Annotated in this window: 18 protein-coding genes; 10 read left to right on the forward strand and 8 right to left on the reverse strand. The window is 71.9% G+C overall.

What is annotated here, in order from left to right; all coding sequences use genetic code 11:
- Positions 1–51: 51 nt before the first annotated feature.
- The 3 genes from ACH4B3_RS11815 to ACH4B3_RS11825 form a co-directional block, all read right to left on the reverse strand.
- Positions 52–627, reverse strand: a complete 576-nt coding sequence (locus ACH4B3_RS11815; RefSeq protein ID WP_398462634.1) for a TerD family protein — start codon at positions 625–627, stop codon at positions 52–54.
- A 97-nt stretch (positions 628–724) separates the two neighbouring features.
- Positions 725–1183, reverse strand: coding sequence for a peroxiredoxin (locus ACH4B3_RS11820; protein WP_398462635.1), 459 nt, complete (start codon positions 1181–1183; stop codon positions 725–727).
- Positions 1184–1336: 153 nt separating this feature from the next.
- The gene (locus ACH4B3_RS11825; protein ID WP_398462636.1) at positions 1337–1759 is read right to left on the reverse strand and encodes a DUF3052 domain-containing protein; all 423 of its coding nucleotides are present in this window, start codon (positions 1757–1759) and stop codon (positions 1337–1339) included.
- Positions 1760–2217: 458 nt separating this feature from the next.
- On the opposite strand from ACH4B3_RS11825, the gene aceE reads away from it, so the two are divergent.
- A complete protein-coding gene (gene aceE, locus ACH4B3_RS11830) occupies positions 2218–4965 on the forward strand; it encodes a pyruvate dehydrogenase (acetyl-transferring), homodimeric type (protein ID WP_398462637.1) in 2748 nt (915 codons plus the stop codon).
- A 203-nt stretch (positions 4966–5168) separates the two neighbouring features.
- Here the strand turns inward: aceE and ACH4B3_RS11835 are convergent, their stop codons facing one another.
- Positions 5169–5549, reverse strand: coding sequence for a peptidase inhibitor family I36 protein (locus ACH4B3_RS11835; protein WP_398462638.1), 381 nt, complete (start codon positions 5547–5549; stop codon positions 5169–5171).
- Positions 5550–5760: 211 nt separating this feature from the next.
- Here ACH4B3_RS11835 and ACH4B3_RS11840 point away from each other — a divergent pair, with 211 nt between their 5' ends.
- The 3 genes from ACH4B3_RS11840 to ACH4B3_RS11850 all read left to right on the forward strand — a co-directional run bounded on the left by ACH4B3_RS11840 (position 5761) and on the right by ACH4B3_RS11850 (position 8740).
- Positions 5761–6498, forward strand: a complete 738-nt coding sequence (locus tag ACH4B3_RS11840; RefSeq protein ID WP_398462639.1) for a TetR family transcriptional regulator — start codon at positions 5761–5763, stop codon at positions 6496–6498.
- A gap of 69 nt (positions 6499–6567) precedes the next feature.
- Positions 6568–7773 carry an alpha/beta hydrolase gene (locus ACH4B3_RS11845; protein ID WP_398462640.1) on the forward strand — a complete coding sequence of 402 codons (1206 nt, stop codon included), beginning with the start codon at positions 6568–6570 and terminating at the stop codon, positions 7771–7773.
- Between the two features lie 73 nt (positions 7774–7846).
- Positions 7847–8740: a DUF4429 domain-containing protein gene (locus tag ACH4B3_RS11850; protein WP_398462641.1), complete on the forward strand. Its 894-nt coding sequence runs from the start codon at positions 7847–7849 to the stop codon at positions 8738–8740.
- A gap of 225 nt (positions 8741–8965) precedes the next feature.
- On the opposite strand, the gene ACH4B3_RS11855 is transcribed toward ACH4B3_RS11850, so the two are convergent.
- Complete coding sequence (locus tag ACH4B3_RS11855; RefSeq protein ID WP_398462642.1) at positions 8966–10006, reverse strand: aldo/keto reductase; 1041 nt, start codon at positions 10004–10006, stop codon at positions 8966–8968.
- A 10-nt stretch (positions 10007–10016) separates the two neighbouring features.
- Positions 10017–10481: a MerR family transcriptional regulator gene (locus tag ACH4B3_RS11860; RefSeq protein ID WP_398462643.1), complete on the reverse strand. Its 465-nt coding sequence runs from the start codon at positions 10479–10481 to the stop codon at positions 10017–10019.
- Positions 10482–10606: 125 nt separating this feature from the next.
- On the opposite strand from ACH4B3_RS11860, the gene ACH4B3_RS11865 reads away from it, so the two are divergent.
- Positions 10607–11419: a serine hydrolase domain-containing protein gene (locus tag ACH4B3_RS11865; protein ID WP_398462644.1), complete on the forward strand. Its 813-nt coding sequence runs from the start codon at positions 10607–10609 to the stop codon at positions 11417–11419.
- A gap of 149 nt (positions 11420–11568) precedes the next feature.
- On the opposite strand, the gene ACH4B3_RS11870 is transcribed toward ACH4B3_RS11865, so the two are convergent.
- Positions 11569–12234: a pirin family protein gene (locus ACH4B3_RS11870; RefSeq protein ID WP_398462760.1), complete on the reverse strand. Its 666-nt coding sequence runs from the start codon at positions 12232–12234 to the stop codon at positions 11569–11571.
- Between the two features lie 75 nt (positions 12235–12309).
- On the opposite strand from ACH4B3_RS11870, the gene ACH4B3_RS11875 reads away from it, so the two are divergent.
- The 5 genes from ACH4B3_RS11875 (at position 12310) to fabF (ending at position 17256) form a co-directional block, all read left to right on the forward strand.
- Positions 12310–13494 carry a PucR family transcriptional regulator gene (locus ACH4B3_RS11875; protein WP_398462645.1) on the forward strand — a complete coding sequence of 395 codons (1185 nt, stop codon included), beginning with the start codon at positions 12310–12312 and terminating at the stop codon, positions 13492–13494.
- Positions 13495–13583: 89 nt separating this feature from the next.
- The gene (locus ACH4B3_RS11880; protein ID WP_398462646.1) at positions 13584–14537 is read left to right on the forward strand and encodes an ACP S-malonyltransferase; all 954 of its coding nucleotides are present in this window, start codon (positions 13584–13586) and stop codon (positions 14535–14537) included.
- Positions 14538–14550: 13 nt separating this feature from the next.
- Positions 14551–15561, forward strand: coding sequence for a ketoacyl-ACP synthase III (locus ACH4B3_RS11885; RefSeq protein WP_398462647.1), 1011 nt, complete (start codon positions 14551–14553; stop codon positions 15559–15561).
- 101 nt (positions 15562–15662) lie between these two features.
- Positions 15663–15911, forward strand: a complete 249-nt coding sequence (locus ACH4B3_RS11890; RefSeq protein ID WP_398462648.1) for an acyl carrier protein — start codon at positions 15663–15665, stop codon at positions 15909–15911.
- A gap of 79 nt (positions 15912–15990) precedes the next feature.
- The gene (gene fabF, locus ACH4B3_RS11895) at positions 15991–17256 is read left to right on the forward strand and encodes a beta-ketoacyl-ACP synthase II (RefSeq protein ID WP_398462649.1); all 1266 of its coding nucleotides are present in this window, start codon (positions 15991–15993) and stop codon (positions 17254–17256) included.
- Positions 17257–17451: 195 nt separating this feature from the next.
- On the opposite strand, the gene ACH4B3_RS11900 is transcribed toward fabF, so the two are convergent.
- The gene (locus tag ACH4B3_RS11900) at positions 17452–17946 is read right to left on the reverse strand and encodes a DUF3145 domain-containing protein (protein ID WP_398462650.1); all 495 of its coding nucleotides are present in this window, start codon (positions 17944–17946) and stop codon (positions 17452–17454) included.
- Between the last annotated feature and the right edge of the window lie 88 nt (positions 17947–18034).

An 18034-nucleotide genomic window follows, 5' to 3' on the forward strand; every position in this document is an offset into this window, starting at 1 on the left:
TGTGCGGCGCCGGTTTCATGCGGCCGTAGCGATGTACGGATGAGATGCGGGTCAGACGTTGACGCCGAAGTCCTGCGCGATGCCCCGCAGGCCCGAGGCGTAGCCCTGGCCGACGGCCCGGAACTTCCACTCGGCGCCGTGGCGGTAGAGCTCACCGAAGACCATGGCGGTCTCGGTGGAGGCGTCCTCGCTCAGGTCGTAGCGGGCCAGCTCGGTGTTGTCGGCCTGGTTCACCACGCGGATGAAGGCGTTGCGCACCTGACCGAAGCTCTGCTGGCGGGTCTCGGCGTCGTAGATGGACACCGGGAACACGATCTTGGCGACATCGGCCGGGACGCCGGCCAGGTTCACCTTGATCTGCTCGTCGTCGCCCTCGCCCTCACCGGTGATGTTGTCACCGGTGTGCTCCACGGAGCCGTCGGGGCTCTTGAGGTTGTTGAAGAACACGAAGTTCTGGTCGCTGGAGACCTTCCCCTCCGGGTTCGTCAGGATGGCACTGGCGTCGAGGTCGAAGTCAGTGCCAGTGGTGGTACGGGCGTCCCAGCCCAGACCGACGATCACCGCGGTCAGGTTCGGCGCTTCCTTGGTCAGCGAGACGTTGCCGCCCTTGCTGAGGCTGACTCCCACGAGTCCTCCCAATAAAGGTTCGTCAGGAGCACGGTGTGCCCCCATTGCGTTTGCCATCGGATCAACGAGTCGATCCTAGTGAGGGGTTCCCCCCGGATTACAGGCTTTCGAGCGCCTTGACGTAGTCGTTCAGGTCGCGGGCGTCCGGCAGGCCGTTGACGACCGTCCAGCGCACCACGCCCTCCTTGTCGATCACGAAGGTGCCGCGCACCGCGCAGCCCTTCTCCTCGTCGAAGACGCCGTAGGCGCGGCTCGTCTCGCCGTGCGGCCAGAAGTCCGACAGCAGCGGGTACTCCAGACCCTCCTGCTCGGCGAAGACGCGCAGCGAGAACGGCGAGTCGCACGAGACCGCGAGCAGCTGCACGTCGTCGTTGACGAACGTGGGCAGCTGGTCACGGAGCGCGCACAGCTCACCGGTGCAGACACCGGTGAAGGCGAACGGGTAGAAGAGCAGCACGACGTTCTTCTCGCCGCGGAAGTCGGCGAGACGCACCGTCTCTCCGTGCTGGTTCTTCAGCTCGAAATCCGGGGCCTTCGTACCGGCCTCTATCGCCATGGAAGCCATCCCTTCGCATCGGTCGCTACGGATCGCGACCACCCTACGCGCGTGAGCCCCCTTCCGACGCGGCCCCCCGGCCGCGTCGGGCGCGGGGGACCGTTTTCGGGAAGGGGGCTCATCGGGCGGGTCCGCCTCGGCGTCGCCGGCCTCTCAGCGCTTGGGGGCGACCAGGCGGCTGCCCGACCAGTCCTTGGCGGCGTTGATGCTCTTGGTCTGGGACAGACCCGCGGTCTGGGCGGCATCGCTGATGTCGCTCGGCTCGATGTAGCCGTCGCGCCCGGTCTTGGGGGTCATCAGCCAGATCAGGCCGCCCTCGTCGAGCAGGCCGATGGCATCCACCAGCGCGTCCGTCAGGTCACCGTCCTCGTCCCGGAACCACAGCAGGACGACGTCGGCCACGTCCTCGTAGTCCTCGTCGACGAGATCCTGGCCGATGACGGACTCGATGCCTTCGCGGAGATCCTGATCGACGTCATCGTCGTAGCCGATCTCCTGGACCACCTGTCCGGGCTCGAACCCCAGCTTGGCCGCCGGGTTGGTCCGCTCCTCCGCGTGGTCCGCGGTCGCGCTCACGGATGTCCTCCTGTCACGTTTCATGAATGTGGTCTGGACCCCGCGCGTACGCGAGGCATTGGGCGTAGTCCACACGTGCCGGGCGGATCGCGCAAGTACCCGGCCGCGGAGACCGCCGAAACGGTGACGGATGCGGCGCTCTCACCGCAACTCGCATCGCCTCCGCGAGGCCCCTGGTGATTCACACCACAGCGTTCCGCGGCTTTTGTGAACTTCTGTGGCCAGATTACGACGGCTGCGGCCGAACGGCCGTACGCGGGGGACTCCCCTTGTGGGCGTAAGGTTGCGATTTGGCCGCCGCCGGCCGACCGGGCGCGCGGCGCCAGTCTCACAGAGTGGTGGTTACCACTCGGTAGAGATGACGTACCCCGTACCCGAGGTACACGATGGAGACCGGCGCGACAGCAGAGCACGAATCCACCGTGTGCACGGCACCACCGAAACAGCGAAGGAACAGCGTGGCTTCCGGATCCGATCGCAACCCGATCATCATTGGCGGCCTTCCCAGCCAGGTCCCCGACTTCGATCCCGAAGAGACCCGGGAATGGCTCGACTCGCTCGACGCCGCCGTCGACGAGCGGGGCCGGGAACGCGCCCGCTACCTCATGCTCCGCCTGATCGAGCGCGCCCGCGAGAAGCGGGTCGCGGTGCCCGAGATGCGCAGCACGGACTACGTCAACACCATCGCCACCAAGGACGAGCCGTTCTTCCCCGGCAACGAGGAGATCGAGCGCAAGATCCTCAACGCGACCCGCTGGAACGCGGCGGTGATGGTCTCCCGGGCCCAGCGGCCCGGCATCGGCGTCGGCGGTCACATCGCCACGTTCGCCTCCTCCGCCTCGCTGTACGACGTGGGCTTCAACCACTTCTTCCGCGGCAAGGACCAGGGCGACGGCGGCGACCAGATCTTCTTCCAGGGCCACGCCTCGCCGGGCGTCTACGCCCGCGCCTACCTGCTGGACCGGCTCAGCGAGCAGCAGCTGGACGCGTTCCGCCAGGAGAAGTCGAGGGCCCCCTACGGCCTGTCCAGCTACCCGCACCCGCGGTCGATGCCGGACTTCTGGGAGTTCCCGACCGTCTCCATGGGCCTGGGCCCGCTCGGCGCCATCTACCAGGCGCGGATGAACCGCTACATGGAGGCGCGCGGCATCGCCGACACCTCCCGCAGCCACGTCTGGGCGTTCCTGGGCGACGGCGAGATGGACGAGCCGGAGTCGCTGGGCCAGCTGTCGCTGGCGGCGCGCGAGGGCCTGGACAACCTGACCTTCGTGGTCAACTGCAACCTGCAGCGGCTGGACGGCCCGGTGCGCGGCAACGGCAAGATCATCCAGGAGCTGGAGTCGCAGTTCCGCGGTGCCGGCTGGAACGTGATCAAGCTGGTCTGGGACCGCACCTGGGACCCGCTGCTGGCCCAGGACCGCGACGGCATCCTGGTCAACAAGCTGAACACCACCCCGGACGGTCAGTTCCAGACGTACGCCACCGAGACCGGCGCGTACATCCGGGACCACTTCTTCGGTGACGACCAGCGGCTGCGCAAGATGGTCGAGAACATGACCGACGACCAGATCCTGCACCTGGGCCGCGGCGGTCACGACCACAAGAAGATCTACGCGGCGTACGCGGCGGCCAAGGCGCACAAGGGCCAGCCGACGGTGATCCTGGCGCAGACCGTCAAGGGCTGGACGCTGGGTCCGAACTTCGAGGGCCGCAACGCGACCCACCAGATGAAGAAGCTGACGGTCGACGACCTCAAGCGCTTCCGGGACCGGCTGCACCTGCCGATCGCCGACAAGGAGCTGGAGTCCGGCCTGCCGCCGTACTACCACCCGGGTCAGAACTCCGAAGAGCTCCAGTACATGCACGACCGCCGCAAGGCGCTGGGCGGCTACGTGCCGACCCGCGTGGTGCGGTCCAAGCCGCTGGACCTGCCGGCCGACTCCACCTACGCCGCGCTGAAGAAGGGCTCCGGCCAGCAGCAGATCGCCACCACCATGGCGTTCGTGCGGCTGCTGAAGGACCTGATGCGGGACAAGGGGATCGGCAAGCGCTTCGTGCCGATCGCGCCGGACGAGTACCGCACCTTCGGCATGGACTCGCTCTTCCCGTCGGCGAAGATCTACAACCCGCTGGGCCAGACCTACGAGGCGGTCGACCGCGAGCTGCTGCTCGCCTACAAGGAGTCGCCGACCGGCCAGATGCTGCACGACGGCATCTCCGAGGCGGGCTGCACCGCGTCGCTGATCGCGGCGGGCTCCGCGCACGCCACGCACGGCGAGCCGCTGATCCCGGTCTACGTCTTCTACTCGATGTTCGGTTTCCAGCGGACCGGTGACCAGTTCTGGCAGATGGCCGACCAGCTGGCGCGCGGTTTCGTGCTGGGTGCGACCGCCGGCCGGACGACCCTGACCGGTGAGGGCCTCCAGCACGCGGACGGCCACTCGCAGCTGCTCGCCTCGACCAACCCCGCCGTGGTGGCCTACGACCCGGCGTTCGGCTTCGAGATCGCGCACATCGTGCAGGACGGCCTGCGCCGGATGTACGGCGCGTCGCCGGAGCACCCGCACGGCGAGGACGTCTTCTACTACCTGACCGTCTACAATGAGCCGATCCGGCACCCGGCCGAGCCGGAGAACGTGGACACCGAGGGCATCCTCAAGGGCCTGTACCGCTTCAAGGCGGCCGAGAAGGGCGCGATCCCGGCGCAGATCCTCGCCTCCGGTGTCGCGGTGCCGTGGGCGCTCGAGGCCCAGCGCATCCTCGCCGAGGAGTGGGACGTCAAGGCGGACGTCTGGTCGGCGACCTCGTGGAACGAGCTGCGCCGGGACGCCGTCGAGACGGAGGAGTACAACCTGCTCCACCCCGAGGAGGAGCAGCGCGTGCCGTACGTGACCCGCGCGCTCACCGGCGCCGAGGGCCCCAAGGTCGCCGTCTCGGACTGGATGCGGGCGGTGCCGGACCAGATCGCGCGCTGGGTGCCGGGCGCCTACCAGTCGCTGGGCGCCGACGGCTTCGGCTTCGCGGACACCCGCGGGGCGGCTCGCCGCTTCTTCCACATCGACGCGGAGTCGGTGGTGCTGGCGGTCCTCACCGAGCTGGCCAAGGAGGGCAAGGTGGACCGCTCGGTGCTGAAGCAGGCCATCGACCGCTACCAGCTGCTCGACGTGGCGGCGGCCGACCCGGGCGCCGCGGGCGGCGACGCCTGAGCCGGTAACCGGTCGGAACACACAGGACCGGGGCCCCGGGCCGCACCCTCGGGTGCGGCCCGGGGCCCCGGCCGGTTCCGGTCGGCGGCGAGGCCCGACGACCGGGCCCCGGTGGCCGGAAACCCGCGGGCCGGACGACCGCCCGGTCGTCTCCGACGATGCCGGCCGGCGCCCGGGGCGGCCGCCGCCCGGGGTGCCGCCGGTCAGCTCTCCCAGATCTTGAACGCCCGGATGCGGTACGGCGGCTCGGGAGCCCAGCTGCCCGACGGGTAGGTGTCGAACTCGCCCGTCTCCGCGCACTCGGCGCTCTGGTACGTGGTGACCGGGCGCCCGGTGCGGTTGGCGAGCGAGGCGGCGGTGACGCCGCGCGGCAGCGGCACACAGCTCTCGATGTCGGTGCCGGCGAGCTCGTGGGTGTGCCGGGCGCCCCGGAACCCGGTCTTCTCCCACAGGCACAGCTCTCCGGCGGCGCAGTCGCCGTCGCGCGCGGTGGCGGTGGCGGCGAGCGACGGGGCCGGCGCCAGGGCGGCCGGCAGGGCGGTCAGAGCGGCGGCGACGGCGGTCGTGGTGATGAGGGCGCGCATGGTCGGTTCTCCCCGTGTTCGGTGTGTCGAAGGCCCGCGGTGCGGACGGGAGGCAGCCTGTCGGCCGGCTCCGGCCCTGCTCAAGACCGGTGATCACGCTCCACCCGGATAGGGGGCGGTGCCGGCGGGGCGCGCCGCCGCCCCCGCCGGGTTGACGGACGGTTCCCGCCGACTGGTGCTTCGGAGGGTCACCGACGGCTCACCGGTGGGTATGGTGACCACCCCGTTCCGCGGCTGGAAGAGAGACCGACACGTGCCGACCGAGCAGGCAACAGTCCCGGTGGGACTCCGCGAACGCAAGAAGCTGCGTACCCGCAACTCCCTGACCAGAGCGGCGCTGGAGCTGTTCACCGAGCAGGGCTACGAGCACACGACGGTGGACGAGATCGCCGCCGCCGTGGACGTCTCCCAGCGCACCTTCTTCCGCTATTTCAGCAACAAGGAGGAAGTGGCCTTCGCCGTACAGGATGTGACGGACGCTCACATACTCGCCTCGCTGTGCGCGCGACCCGCCGACGAGGCACCGTTCACCGCCCTGCGGCACGCCGCGCTCTCCGCCTGGGAGAGCTTCGGTGACGCCATAGAGACCGTGGTGCCCATCGATCTGCATCTGCGCATGTACCAGTTGATCGAGTCCACCCCGGCCCTGCTCGCGGTGCATCTGCGCCGCGCCGCCGAGATGGAGGAGCGGCTGGCCTGCGAGATCGCCCGCCGGGAGGGGCTGGACGTGGACGCCGACCCCCGGCCGCGCCTGGTGGTGGCGGCGTTGAGCGGGGTGATCCGGGTCGCCGGGCGGATCTGGGGCGAGGGCCCGGACCACTCCCTGGAGGCGCTGCGCGCGATAGCGGCCGAGCAGTTGGCGCAACTGGGGCCCGCGCTCCTGGAAGACTGGAGCAGAAAGGATATTTCTTGCCAGTTACCGATAAACCATGACGAGATACTCAATTGACTGTTTTCAAACGTGAGATGAGTCACGCGTTTTCCAGTCGCTGGTGGGTGTCTCCTAGGGTGTCCCGCGGTGACTTCCTTCCCGGAGCTCGACTCCCCCTCCCCCACCACCACCGCCTGGCGCACGCTGCTCGCCCTGGCCGTGGTGTTCGTCCTGCTGGCCACCACCGGGTGGACCGCGATCAGACAGCCGGGGAACACCGATCCGCGGGCCGCGGCGCTGGCCGCCTGGCGGACCGGGAGCATCGACGGGCACCGGCTCCCCGACCCGTACGCCCCGCCCCGGCAGCTGACGCGGTTCTTCGACACGCTCAGCCCGGTGCAGCGGGACCGGCTCGCCCGCCGCTACCCGCTCGTCGTGGGCAATCTCAACGGCGCTCCGGTCCCCCTGCGGTACCGGGCCAACCGGCTGGCGCTGCAGCGCGCCCGGCAGGTCGAGCGGCAGCGGATGGACGACTCCTCCCTCACCCCGTTCGGGCGCCGGGAGGCGGGACGGCGGATGCACCGCTACACCTCGATGCTCGGCGGCGGCCGGCAGATACTCGCCTTCGACCCGGCCGGCCCCGGACGGGCCGCGGAGGTCTTCGGCGATCTGTCCCGCGCCCGGCACGTGGCGGTGGTGGTGCCCGGCGTGGACACCAACATCCTCACCTTCCAGAAGACCCGGCGCGCCTACACCGCGCCGGTCGGGATGGCCCGGGCCGTCTACTCCGCCGAGCGGGCCATGCGGCCCCGCGGCGGGTACGCGGTGATCGCCTGGGCCGACTACACCGCTCCGGTGGGCACCGGACTGGACGCCGCCACCGGCAAGCTCGCCGCCGAGGGCGCCCTGCGGCTGCGGGCCATGGTCAAGGGGCTGCCGGAGCGGGCGCGGGTGTCGCTGCTGTGCCACAGCTACGGCTCGGTGCTCTGCGGGGTGGCCGCCCGCGAGCTGTCCCCCTCGGTGACCGACATAGCGGTGGCGGGCAGCCCGGGGATGCGCGCCGGGCACGTCTCGGACTTCGGCACCACCGCGCGGGTGTGGGCGATGCGGGACGCGGACGACTGGATCGAGGACGTGCCCAACCTGACCCTGGGCGGTCTGGGGCACGGCGCCGACCCGATGGGCGAGGGGTTCGGGGCCCGCCGGCTCTCCGCCGCCCGGGCCGAGGGGCACTCCGGCTACTTCACCCCCGGCACCGAGAGCGTCCGCAACTTCGCCAGGATCGGTATCGGTGACGTACGGTCGGTGACCTGCGCGGACCGTGCCGACTGCGGCACCTCGCCGAGCGCATGACCGAATAGGCGTTTTGACGCGCGTAGTGCACCAAAGGGGGACGGGCGGGCCGCCGCCGCATACGATGAGCCGCATGGGTGATGTGCTGGCGGGTTTCCACACCGTCTGGGAGTTCGACACCGACTCCGTGCTCATCCGCTTCGAACGGGGGATCCGCACACCGAAGTTGCTCCAGACGCTCGGTGAACGCCGCGTCCCGTACGAGGCGCTGGCCGGGGTGGAGCTCACTCCCGGCAAGCGCGGCACGGTGGTGCTGCGCGCCGTGCCCCGGCCCGGCGCCGATCCGCTGATGGACGCGGCCGACGGCCAGCTCAAGGAGGGCTGCGACCCGTACCGGCTGGTGCTCCCCGTCCAGCGGGAGACGCTCGCCGAGTACTACGCCGACGAGATACGCGCGGCCCTGGACCCGCGCGCGGACCAGCCCGCCGAGCGGCAGCTGGTCGCGGCGCCCGCGCCGCCGATGACCTTCAAGGCGTACGACGGCAAGGCGTCCTTCGACGGTACCTCGGTGACCTTCCGCTGGTTCTGGACCGGGGCCTCCTCGGCGAAGTGGAAGGTGGGGGACCAGCGGTTCGCCGTGGAGGAGCTGAGCGGCGTCGAGTGGCGCTCGCCGGAGGTCTACAACGGCTACCTCCAGCTGCTCCGCGAGGACGGCCCGCGGACCGCCGGGGCCGCGCGGCCGCCCGCGGACCAGGACCCCGCCGCCGTGGTCTTCGGCATGGGGTACGGCCTGGTCCACGAGTCGCTGCCGTTCGCCGCGGCGGTGCTGGAGGCGGTCCGGGCCGCGAGCCCCGCGGGCCCGGCGCTGACCCCGGAGCAGCCCGCGGCCCGGGTCACGGTGGCCCCGCGCAGCGGGGCGGCCGAGATCGCCGACCGGATCCGCCAGCTCGGCGAGCTGCACACCGCGGGGCTGCTGACCGACGACGAGTTCAGCACGAAGAAGGCGCAGCTCCTCGCGGAGCTCTAGCGGGCCGCGGGCCGCGGCCGCCGGCCCGGCGGTCCCGCGCACCCGCCCGGTGGGCTCCAGGGCGCCCGCCCGGTGGACCCCGCACACCCGCCCGGGGGGTCCAGGGCTCCCGCCCGGCGGTGCGGACGCCCGCCCGGCGGTCCAGGGCGCCGGCCCGGCGCCGCGGGGCTCCCTCGCGGAGGGCCCGCCCGGCCCCTGGCGGGCCGGTACGGCCGGGCCGCCGGGCTACTCCCGGCCCGCCGAGGTGAACCCCATGTCGGCGTACCGGCCGCCGGCCACCCGGCCGGCGATCGGCTCCAGCCGGGCCAGCTCCTCCGCGGTCAGCCGCAGCCGGGTCGCGGCGGTGTTCTCCGCCAGCCGGCCGCGCCTGCGGGTGCCCGGGATCGGCACCACGGTCAGCCCGTGCACCTCGGCCCGCTGCTGCACCCAGGCCATCGCCACCTGGGCCAGGCTCACCCCGCGCTCCTCGGCGATCCGCCGGACCGGGGCCAGCAGCGCGGCGTTGGCCGCCGCGTTCTCCCCGGTGAAGCGCGGCTGGGTGCGCCGCCAGTCGTCCGCCGACAGCTCCGTCTCGGCCTGGGTGAACGCCCCGGTGAGGAAGCCGCGGCCGAGCGGGGAGTAGGGCACGAACGCCACGCCCAGCTCCCGGGCCGCGGCCACCACGTTCTCCTCCACGTCCCGGCTGAACAGCGACCACTCCGACTGCACGGCGGCGATCGGATGCACCGCCGCGGCGGCCCGCAGTTCGCCGCCGGAGACCTCGCTCAGCCCCAGGTGCCGGACCTTGCCCTCGGCCACCAGCTCGGCCATCGCGCCGACCGTCTCCTCGATCGGCACGTCGAGGTTGCGGCGGTGCATGTAGTACAGGTCGACGTGGTCCACGCCCAGCCGCCGCAGGCTGCCCTCGATCGACTGGCGGATGTACCCCCGGTCGTTCCGGATCTCCTGGTAGGACGGATCGTCCTCGCGCCGCGCGATGGCGAACTTGGTGGCCAGCACCACCCGGTCCCGGTGGACCCGGAGGAACGGGGCGAGGAACTCCTCGTTCCGTCCGAAGCCGTAGATGTCGGCGGTGTCGAAGAGGGTGACCCCCAGGTCCAGGGCGTGTTCCAGGGTGGCCCGGGCCTCCCGCTCGTCGGTCGGCCCGTAGGCGTTGGACATGCCCATGCAGCCCAGCCCCTGCACACCGACCCGGGGTCCCCCCGTGCCCAGCGTCGCGGTCGCGATCGGCTCCGGCTGCCCGCCGGTCTGTGCGCTGTCGGTCATGTGGTGTACCTCAGGCCCTCTCCGACGCCCGTCGGGCGTCCGCGTAGACATCGATCTTGTAGTCGAGGACTTCGAGCGTGCCCTGCAGCTCGGCGATCCGCTGCCGCACCGCCTCCCGGTGCGCGGTCAGCAGTTCCTCGCGTGCGGGGTAGCTGCTCTTCCCCTCCCGCACCAGCTCGGCGTAGCGGACCATGTCCGCGACCGGCATGCCGGTCAGCCGGAGCTTGCCGACGAGGGCCAGCCAGTCCAGATCGCGGTTGGTGAAGCGGCGCTGCCCGGTGTGGTTGCGGTCCACGTGCGGCATCAGCCCGATGCGCTCGTACCAGCGCAGGGTGTCCGCCGACATTCCGGTGTGCGCCGCGACCTCGCTGATGGTGTACCGGTCCTGCCCGGTCGGCCGCGGGTGCGGCACCGGTGTCAGGCACAGACTCAGCGGGACGGGCATGCTCTCGATCACGGTCTCCGTCACGGTCATGACCGCTTCACCTCTTCGCGGGTCCGGGTGCTGTTCCCTCACGACCTGATCAACGCTAGAGAGTTGGAGCGCACTCCAGGCAAGCGCGGATTTGACGTTCTCTTGTACGAGTTAGGCTCAGGGCCATGGAGAGCCTGCGGATGATCGAGAACTGGCCGGTGACCACGGCGGCGGCCGCCGTGGTACGGGCCGACGGCACCGTCCCCGGATCGTACGGCCCCACGGCGCACCGGTTCCCGCTCGCGTCGGTGACCAAGCCGCTGGCCGCCTACGCGGTGCTGGTGGCGGTCGAGGAGGGCGCCGTCGAGCTGGACGAGCCGGCCGGCCCGGACGGTTCCACCGTCCGCCATCTGCTGGCCCACACCTCCGGGCTCGCCTTCGACGAGCACCGGGTCATGGCGGCCCCGGGCACCCGGCGGATCTACTCCAACGCGGGGTTCGAGGTGCTCGGCGACCACCTCGCCCGGGCCACCGAGATCCCGTTCGCCGACTATCTGCGGGAGGCGGTGCTGGAGCCGCTGGGCATGGCCGCGACCGAACTGCCCGGCTCGCCCGCCAAGGACGGCGTCTCCACCGTGGCGGACCTGGTGCGGTTCGCGGCGGAGCTCCAGTCCCCGCGGCTGCTGTCGGCGCCGACCGTGGCGGAGGCGACCTCGGTGGTGTTCCCCGGGCTGAACGGCGTGCTGCCCGGCTACGGCAACCAGAAGCCCAACGACTGGGGGCTGGGCTTCGAGATCCGCGGCGCCAAGTCGCCGCACTGGACCGGCGCGTCCTCGTCACCCCGCACCTACGGCCACTTCGGGCAGTCCGGGACGTTCCTCTGGGTCGACCCGGAGGCCGGAGCGGCCTGCGTGGCCCTCGCGGACCGCGCGTTCGGCGAGTGGGCGGTGGCGGCCTGGCCGAAGCTGACCGAGGCGGTCCTGGCCGAACTGGGCTGAGCCGGGCGGGGTCCAACCCGGCCGAGCCGGGCCGAGCCCGGCGGGTCGAACCGGGCCGAGCCCGGCCGGGCCTCCCCCGTGGACCTGCCGGCCCGGACCGGCCCGTGTTCCGGCCGGCCCGGCCCGGTGGCCGCGGCCCGGCGCGGCGGTCAGCCGTAGACCGGCTCGGAGGCCATCTCCCACACCAGGAACTCGGCCGCGCCGACCGCCTCGGCGTCCAGCCCGGCCGCGTCGGCGACCCGGGCCGCGTCGCCGGGGCCGAGGCGTTCCCCGGCGATGTCCACCGTCCCGCGCACCACGTGCGCGTACACCCAGGGCGCGGCGGGCAGCGGTGTCCGCTGCCCGGCCGCCGGGCGGTGCACATGGAGCACCGCGTCGGCCCGCGGCAGCGGGTAGGGGGCGGCCTCCGGCAGCCGGCGCACCACCTCGTACTCCGGCTCGCCGCCGAACTCCGCCGGGCTCAGCCACATCTGCACGAAGCGCAGCGGTTCGGAGCCGGTGTTCCGTTCCGTGTGCCGCACCCCGCGGCCCGCGCTCAGCCGCTGCAGATCGCCGGGGCGGACCACGGTGCGCCGCCCGGTGGAGTCCTCGTGGGTCAGCTCGCCCGCCACCACCCACGTGACGATCTCCACATCGCGGTGCGGGTGCTCCGCGAAACCGGCGCCCGGTGCGAGCCGCTCCTCGTTGCACGCCACCAGCAGCCCGAACCGCACGTTGTCCGGGTCGTAGAAGCCGGAGAAGGAGAAGGCGTGGCGGGTGTCGACCCCCGCGTCGTCGCCGCCGCGGAAGCGCTCACCAGCGCGTTGCACCCACATCACGGACCCCACCGTAGTCCCCGGTGGCCGGGGCACCCACACGAGCACTCGTCCCGATGAGGCAGGCTTGTCCTCGTGCCTGAACCCGCGCCCCACAACGCCCACCCGCACTCCGCGACCCTGCGCCGCCTGGAGAAGTCCTCCGGGAAGCTGGCCGCCAGCGCCATCGCCCGGATGGACGAGCAGCTGCCGTGGTACCGCGCCATGCCCCCGGAGAACCGGTCCTGGATCGGGCTGGTGGCGCAGGCCGGCATCGCCGCCTTCACCGAGTGGTTCCGGCAGCCGGAGGCCCCGCAGGCGATCAGCACCGACGTCTTCGGCACCGCGCCGCGCGAGCTGACCCGGGCGATCACGCTCCGCCAGACCGTGGAGATGGTGCGCACCACCATCGAGGTCATGGAGTCGGCGATCGACGACGTGGCGGCGCCGGGCGACGAGTCGGTGCTCCGCGAGGCGCTGCTGGTGTACGCCCGGGAGATCGCCTTCGCCACCGCCCAGGTGTACGCGCAGGCCGCCGAGGCGCGCGGCGCCTGGGACGCCCGGCTGGAGTCGCTGGTGGTCAACGCGGTGCTGTCCGGGGAGGCGGACGAGGGCGCGCTGTCCCGCGCCGCGGCGCTGGGCTGGAACTCCCCGGAGCACGTGGTGGTGGTGCTCGGCACCGCGCCGGACGGCGACAGCGAACTGACCGTGGAGGCGATCCGGCGGGCCTCCCGGTATGCCAAGCTCCAGGTGCTGACCGGAGTGCTGGGCAACCGCCTGGTGGTCATCGCGGGCGGCTCGGACAACCCGCTGCAGGCGGCGAAGGCCCTGATCGGGCCGTTCGCGGCCGGGCCGGTGGTGGCCGGGCCGGTGGTCGCGGACCTGCTGGCGGCCACCCGCTCCGCGCAGGCCGCCGCCGCCGGGCTGAAGGCCTGTGCGGCGTGGCCCGACGCGCCCCGGCCGGTGTTGGCGGATGATCTCCTTCCGGAGCGCGCGATGGCGGGAGACCCTTCCGCACGCGAGCAATTGGTGGAGGAGATCTACAGACCGCTGGAGGAGGCCGGCTCTGCACTACTCGAAACACTGAGCGTCTATCTGGAGCAGGCCAGCAGTCTGGAAGGCGCGGCCCGGATGCTTTTCGTTCACCCGAACACCGTGCGCTACCGGCTGCGACGTGTGACCGACGTCACCGGTTGGTCACCCTCCGACGTCAGGTCGGCGTTCACTCTCCGTATCGCACTGATCCTGGGCCGCCTGGCGGACGGAGACACGCAAAGTTAGGTATTTGTAGGGCCCCGACAATTCCCTCAGCGGTTCTTGGTCCCTGTCCTCACGGGCGGGCCGGACCCCCCTCAAGAGAGAGTGTGAGAGTGCTCGTACTCGTCGCTCCCGGCCAGGGCGCCCAGAAGCCCGGCTTCCTGTCCCCCTGGCTCGAACTCCCCGGTGTCGCCGACCGGCTCCGCGCGTGGTCGGACGCCATCGACCTCGATCTGATCCACTACGGCACCGAAGCCGGTGAGGAGGAGATCCGCGACACCGCCGTGGCCCAGCCGCTGCTGGTGGCCGCCGGCCTGGTGTCGGCTCAGGCGCTGTTCGGGACCGGATTCACCGGTGGCTTCGACGTGGTGGCCGGCCACAGCGTCGGCGAGCTGACCGCGGCCGCCGCGGCGGGCGCGCTGGCCCCGCGGACCGCCGTCGAGCTGGTGCGCAAGCGCGGCCTGGCGATGGCCGAGGCCGCCGCCCGCGCCGAGACCGGCATGGCGGCGCTGCTCGGCGGCGAGCCGGAACACGTGCTGCCGCACCTGGAGAAGCTCGGCCTGACGCCGGCGAACGTCAACGGCGCCGGGCAGATCGTGGCCGCGGGCACCGCCGAGCAGCTGACCGCGCTGGCCGAGGACAAGCCGGAGGGCACCCGCCGGGTGGTGCCGCTGAAGGTGGCGGGCGCGTTCCACACCCACCACATGGCGCCCGCGGTCACCGCGCTGGACGCCGCGGTACGGGACCTGGAGGTCGGTGACCCGCGGCTGCCGTTCGTCTCCAACCGGGACGGCGAGGTCGTCAAGGACGGTGCCGACCTGATCCAGCGCCTGGTGAACCAGGTCTCCAGCCCGGTCCGCTGGGACCTGTGCATGGAGCGGTTCCAGCAGCTGGGCGTGACGGCGCTGGTCGAGCTGACGCCGGGCGGCACCCTGACCGGCATCGCCAAGCGGGCCCTGCCGGGTGTGGTCAACCTGGCCCTGAAGACCCCGGACGATCTCGACGCGGCGCGTGCGCTCGTCGCCGAGCACGCCGTAATCCCCGCCGCCGTGTCCCCGGCCGAATAGGAGCACCCAGAGCATGACCGCGAAGATCAGGCCCAGCAAGGGCGCCCCGTACGCGCGGATCCTCGGCGTCGGCGGCTACCGGCCCACCCGGGTGGTGCCGAACGAGGAGATCCTCGAGCACATCGACTCGTCGGACGAGTGGATCCGCTCCCGCTCCGGTATCGCCACCCGGCACTTCGCCGGCCCGGACGAGACGGTCGCCACGATGGCCGTCGAGGCCGGCGGCAAGGCGATCGCGGACGCCGGGCTGATGCCCGAGCAGATCGGGGCCGTGATCGTCTCCACCGTCTCGCACTTCAAGCAGACCCCGGCCATCGCCACCGAGATCGCGCATCTGCTGGGCACCGGCAAGCCGGCCGCCTTCGACATCTCGGCGGGCTGCGCGGGCTTCGGCTACGGCCTCACCCTGGCGAAGGGCCTGGTCGTGGAGGGCAGCGCGGAGCACGTGCTGGTCATCGGCGTGGAGCGGCTGTCGGACCTGACCGACCGGGAGGACCGGGCCACCGCGTTCCTGTTCGGCGACGGGGCCGGCGCGGTCGTCGTCGGCCCGGCCGACGAGCCCGCCATCGGCCCCACGGTCTGGGGCTCGGAGGGCGACAAGGCCGACACCATCACGCAGACGCTGCCCTGGGACGTGTACCGCGGTGCCTCGGCCGACGAGGTGCGGTACCCGGCCATCGCGCAGGAGGGCCAGGCGGTCTTCCGCTGGGCCGTGTTCGAGATGGCCAAGGTCGCGCAGAAGGCGCTGGACGAGGCCGGGGTGAAGGCCGAGGACCTCGACGTCTTCATCCCGCACCAGGCCAACATGCGGATCATCGACTCGATGGTCAAGACCCTCAAGCTGCCGGAGCACGTCATCGTCGCCCGCGACGTGGAGACCACCGGCAACACCTCGGCAGCCTCCATTCCGCTCGCCATGGAGCGGCTGTTGGCGACCGGGCAGGCGAAGAGCGGTGACACCGCGCTCGTCATCGGCTTCGGGGCGGGTCTCGTCTACGCAGCCACGGTCGTTACCCTCCCCTAGGCAAGATCCTCCCAGCTGACGCCGGGAGGGCCCCCTCGCAGCCCGGCAGCAGCCGGACGCTGTGTACTCCACCGCAACACACCGAATGAAGGAGCGCCGCAATGGCCGCCACGCAGGAAGAGATCGTCGCGGGTCTCGCGGAGATCGTGAACGAGATCGCCGGCATCCCGACCGAGGACGTCGAGCTGGACAAGTCGTTCACCGATGACCTGGACGTCGACTCGCTGTCCATGGTCGAGGTCGTCGTCGCCGCCGAAGAGCGCTTCGACGTGAAGATCCCGGACGACGACGTCAAGACCCTCAAGACGGTCGGCGACGCGACCGACTACATCCTCAAGCACCAGGCCTGAGCCGAGCGCCTGTCGCCACCCTCATGCGGTGGCGGGCACAGCACCCACTGCACCGTCTAGACGCGGAGTAAGAATTCCGATGAACTCGACCAATCACACCGTGGTCGTCACCGGTATCGGCGCAACCACACCGCTGGGTGGCGACAGCGCATCGACCTGGGAGGCCCTGCTCGCCGGACGTTCCGGCATCGGGCGCCTGGAACAGGACTGGGCGGCGGAGCTGCCGGTCCGTATCGCCGCCGAGATCGCGGTCGAACCGACGGAGATCATCCCCCGGCCGCAGGCCCGCAAGCTGGACCGCTCGGCGCAGTTCGCGCTGATCGCGGCCCGTGAGGCGTGGGCCGACGCCGGGTTCACCGGCAAGGCCGGCGAGGACTCCTCGGTCGACCCGGACCGGCTCGGCGCCGTGGTCGCCTCCGGTATCGGCGGCGTCACCACCCTGCTCGACCAGTACGACGTGCTGCGCGAGAAGGGTGCCCGAAAGGTTTCTCCGCACACCGTGCCGATGCTGATGCCCAACAGCCCGGCGGCCAACGTCGGCCTGGAGGTCGGCGCCCGGGCCGGTGTGCACACCCCGGTCAGCGCCTGCGCCTCGGGCGCCGAGGCCATCGGCTACGCCATCGAGATGATCCGCACCGGCCGCGCCGACGTGGTCATCGCGGGCGGCACCGAGGCGGCGGTCCACCCGCTGCCGATCGCCGCGTTCGGCAACATGATGGCGATGTCGAAGAACAACGACGACCCGCAGGGCGCGTCGCGTCCCTTCGACACCGCGCGGAACGGCTTCGTGCTCGGCGAGGGCTCCGGCATGATCGTGCTGGAGTCGGCGGAGCACGCGCGGCAGCGCGGCGCGCGGATCTACGCGGAGGCCGTCGGCCAGGGCGTGTCGGCCGACGCGCACCACATCACCCAGCCGGAGCCGTCCGGCAACGGCATCGCGCACGCCCTGCAGAACCTGGTGGCGGCCACCGGGCTGAAGGCCGCCGAGGTCGTGCACGTCAACGCGCACGCCACCTCCACGCCGCAGGGCGACGTCGCCGAGATCAAGGCGCTCCGCAAGGTGTTCGGTGACGACGTGGACCACATGGCGGTCTCCGCCACCAAGTCCATGACCGGGCACCTGCTCGGTGGCGCCGGCGGTGTGGAGACCGTCGCGTCGGTCCTGGCCCTGTACCACCGGATCGCCCCGCCGACGATCAACATCGACGAGCTGGACCCGGAGGCGGACGCGGACATCGTGCGCGACAAGCCCCGGGAGCTGCCGCAGGAGGGCACCATCGCGGCGCTGAACGACTCGTTCGGCTTCGGCGGCCACAACGTGGTGCTGGCCTTCCGCACGGTCTGATCCCGCCCGAACCACCGGACGCACCCGGCAGACGGCGGACTCCGCCGTCCGGATGATCCGTCCCGAGCGCCCGCCCGGTCCCCTTCCGACCGGGCGGGCGCTCGGCGTGTGTGCCGCTGCCGACGGTGCCGGCTGACGGACCGTCGGCGGCGGGCGCGCCGGGCCGCCGGGCCCCGGGCCACGGCCGTCGGGGCGTCAGACGACCTGGTGCAGCCAGCGGACGGGGGCGCCTTCACCCGCGTAGCGGAACGGTTCGAGTTCGTCGTCCCAGGGCTTCCCGAGCAGCTTGGCGACCTCGGCCTCCAGGTCGGTCTCCCCGCGGGAGGAGCGGGCCACCGCGGCGCGCAGCCGGTCCTCGGGGATGAGGATGTCGCCGTGCATCCCGGTGACGGCGTGGAAGATGCCGAGCTCGGGCGTGGAGCTGTAGCGCTCGCCCTCCGCGGTGGCGCAGGGTTCGGCGGTCACCTCGAAGCGCAGCAGGTGCCAGCCGCGCAGCGCGGAGGCGAGCTTGGAGGCGGTGCCCGCCTGGCCCTGCCAGGAGAATTCGGCCCGCCAGGTACCGGGGGCCGCGGGCTGTTTGATCCAGTCGAGGGTGACGCGCACGCCGAGGACGCCCGCGATGGCCCATTCGACATGGGGGCACAGCGCGCGCGGGGCGGAGTGCACGTACAGAACTCCACGTGTCGTCACCGGGACCTCCAGTGCGGTTCGAGGTTCGCCTTCCCCAGCGGCCTCGTGTCCGTACCGGTCGCGTCCGGGACAGCAACAGACATTCTGC

It is taken from the genome of Streptomyces sp. NPDC018031 (assembly GCF_044327625.1).
Lineage (GTDB): Bacteria > Actinomycetota > Actinomycetes > Streptomycetales > Streptomycetaceae > Streptomyces.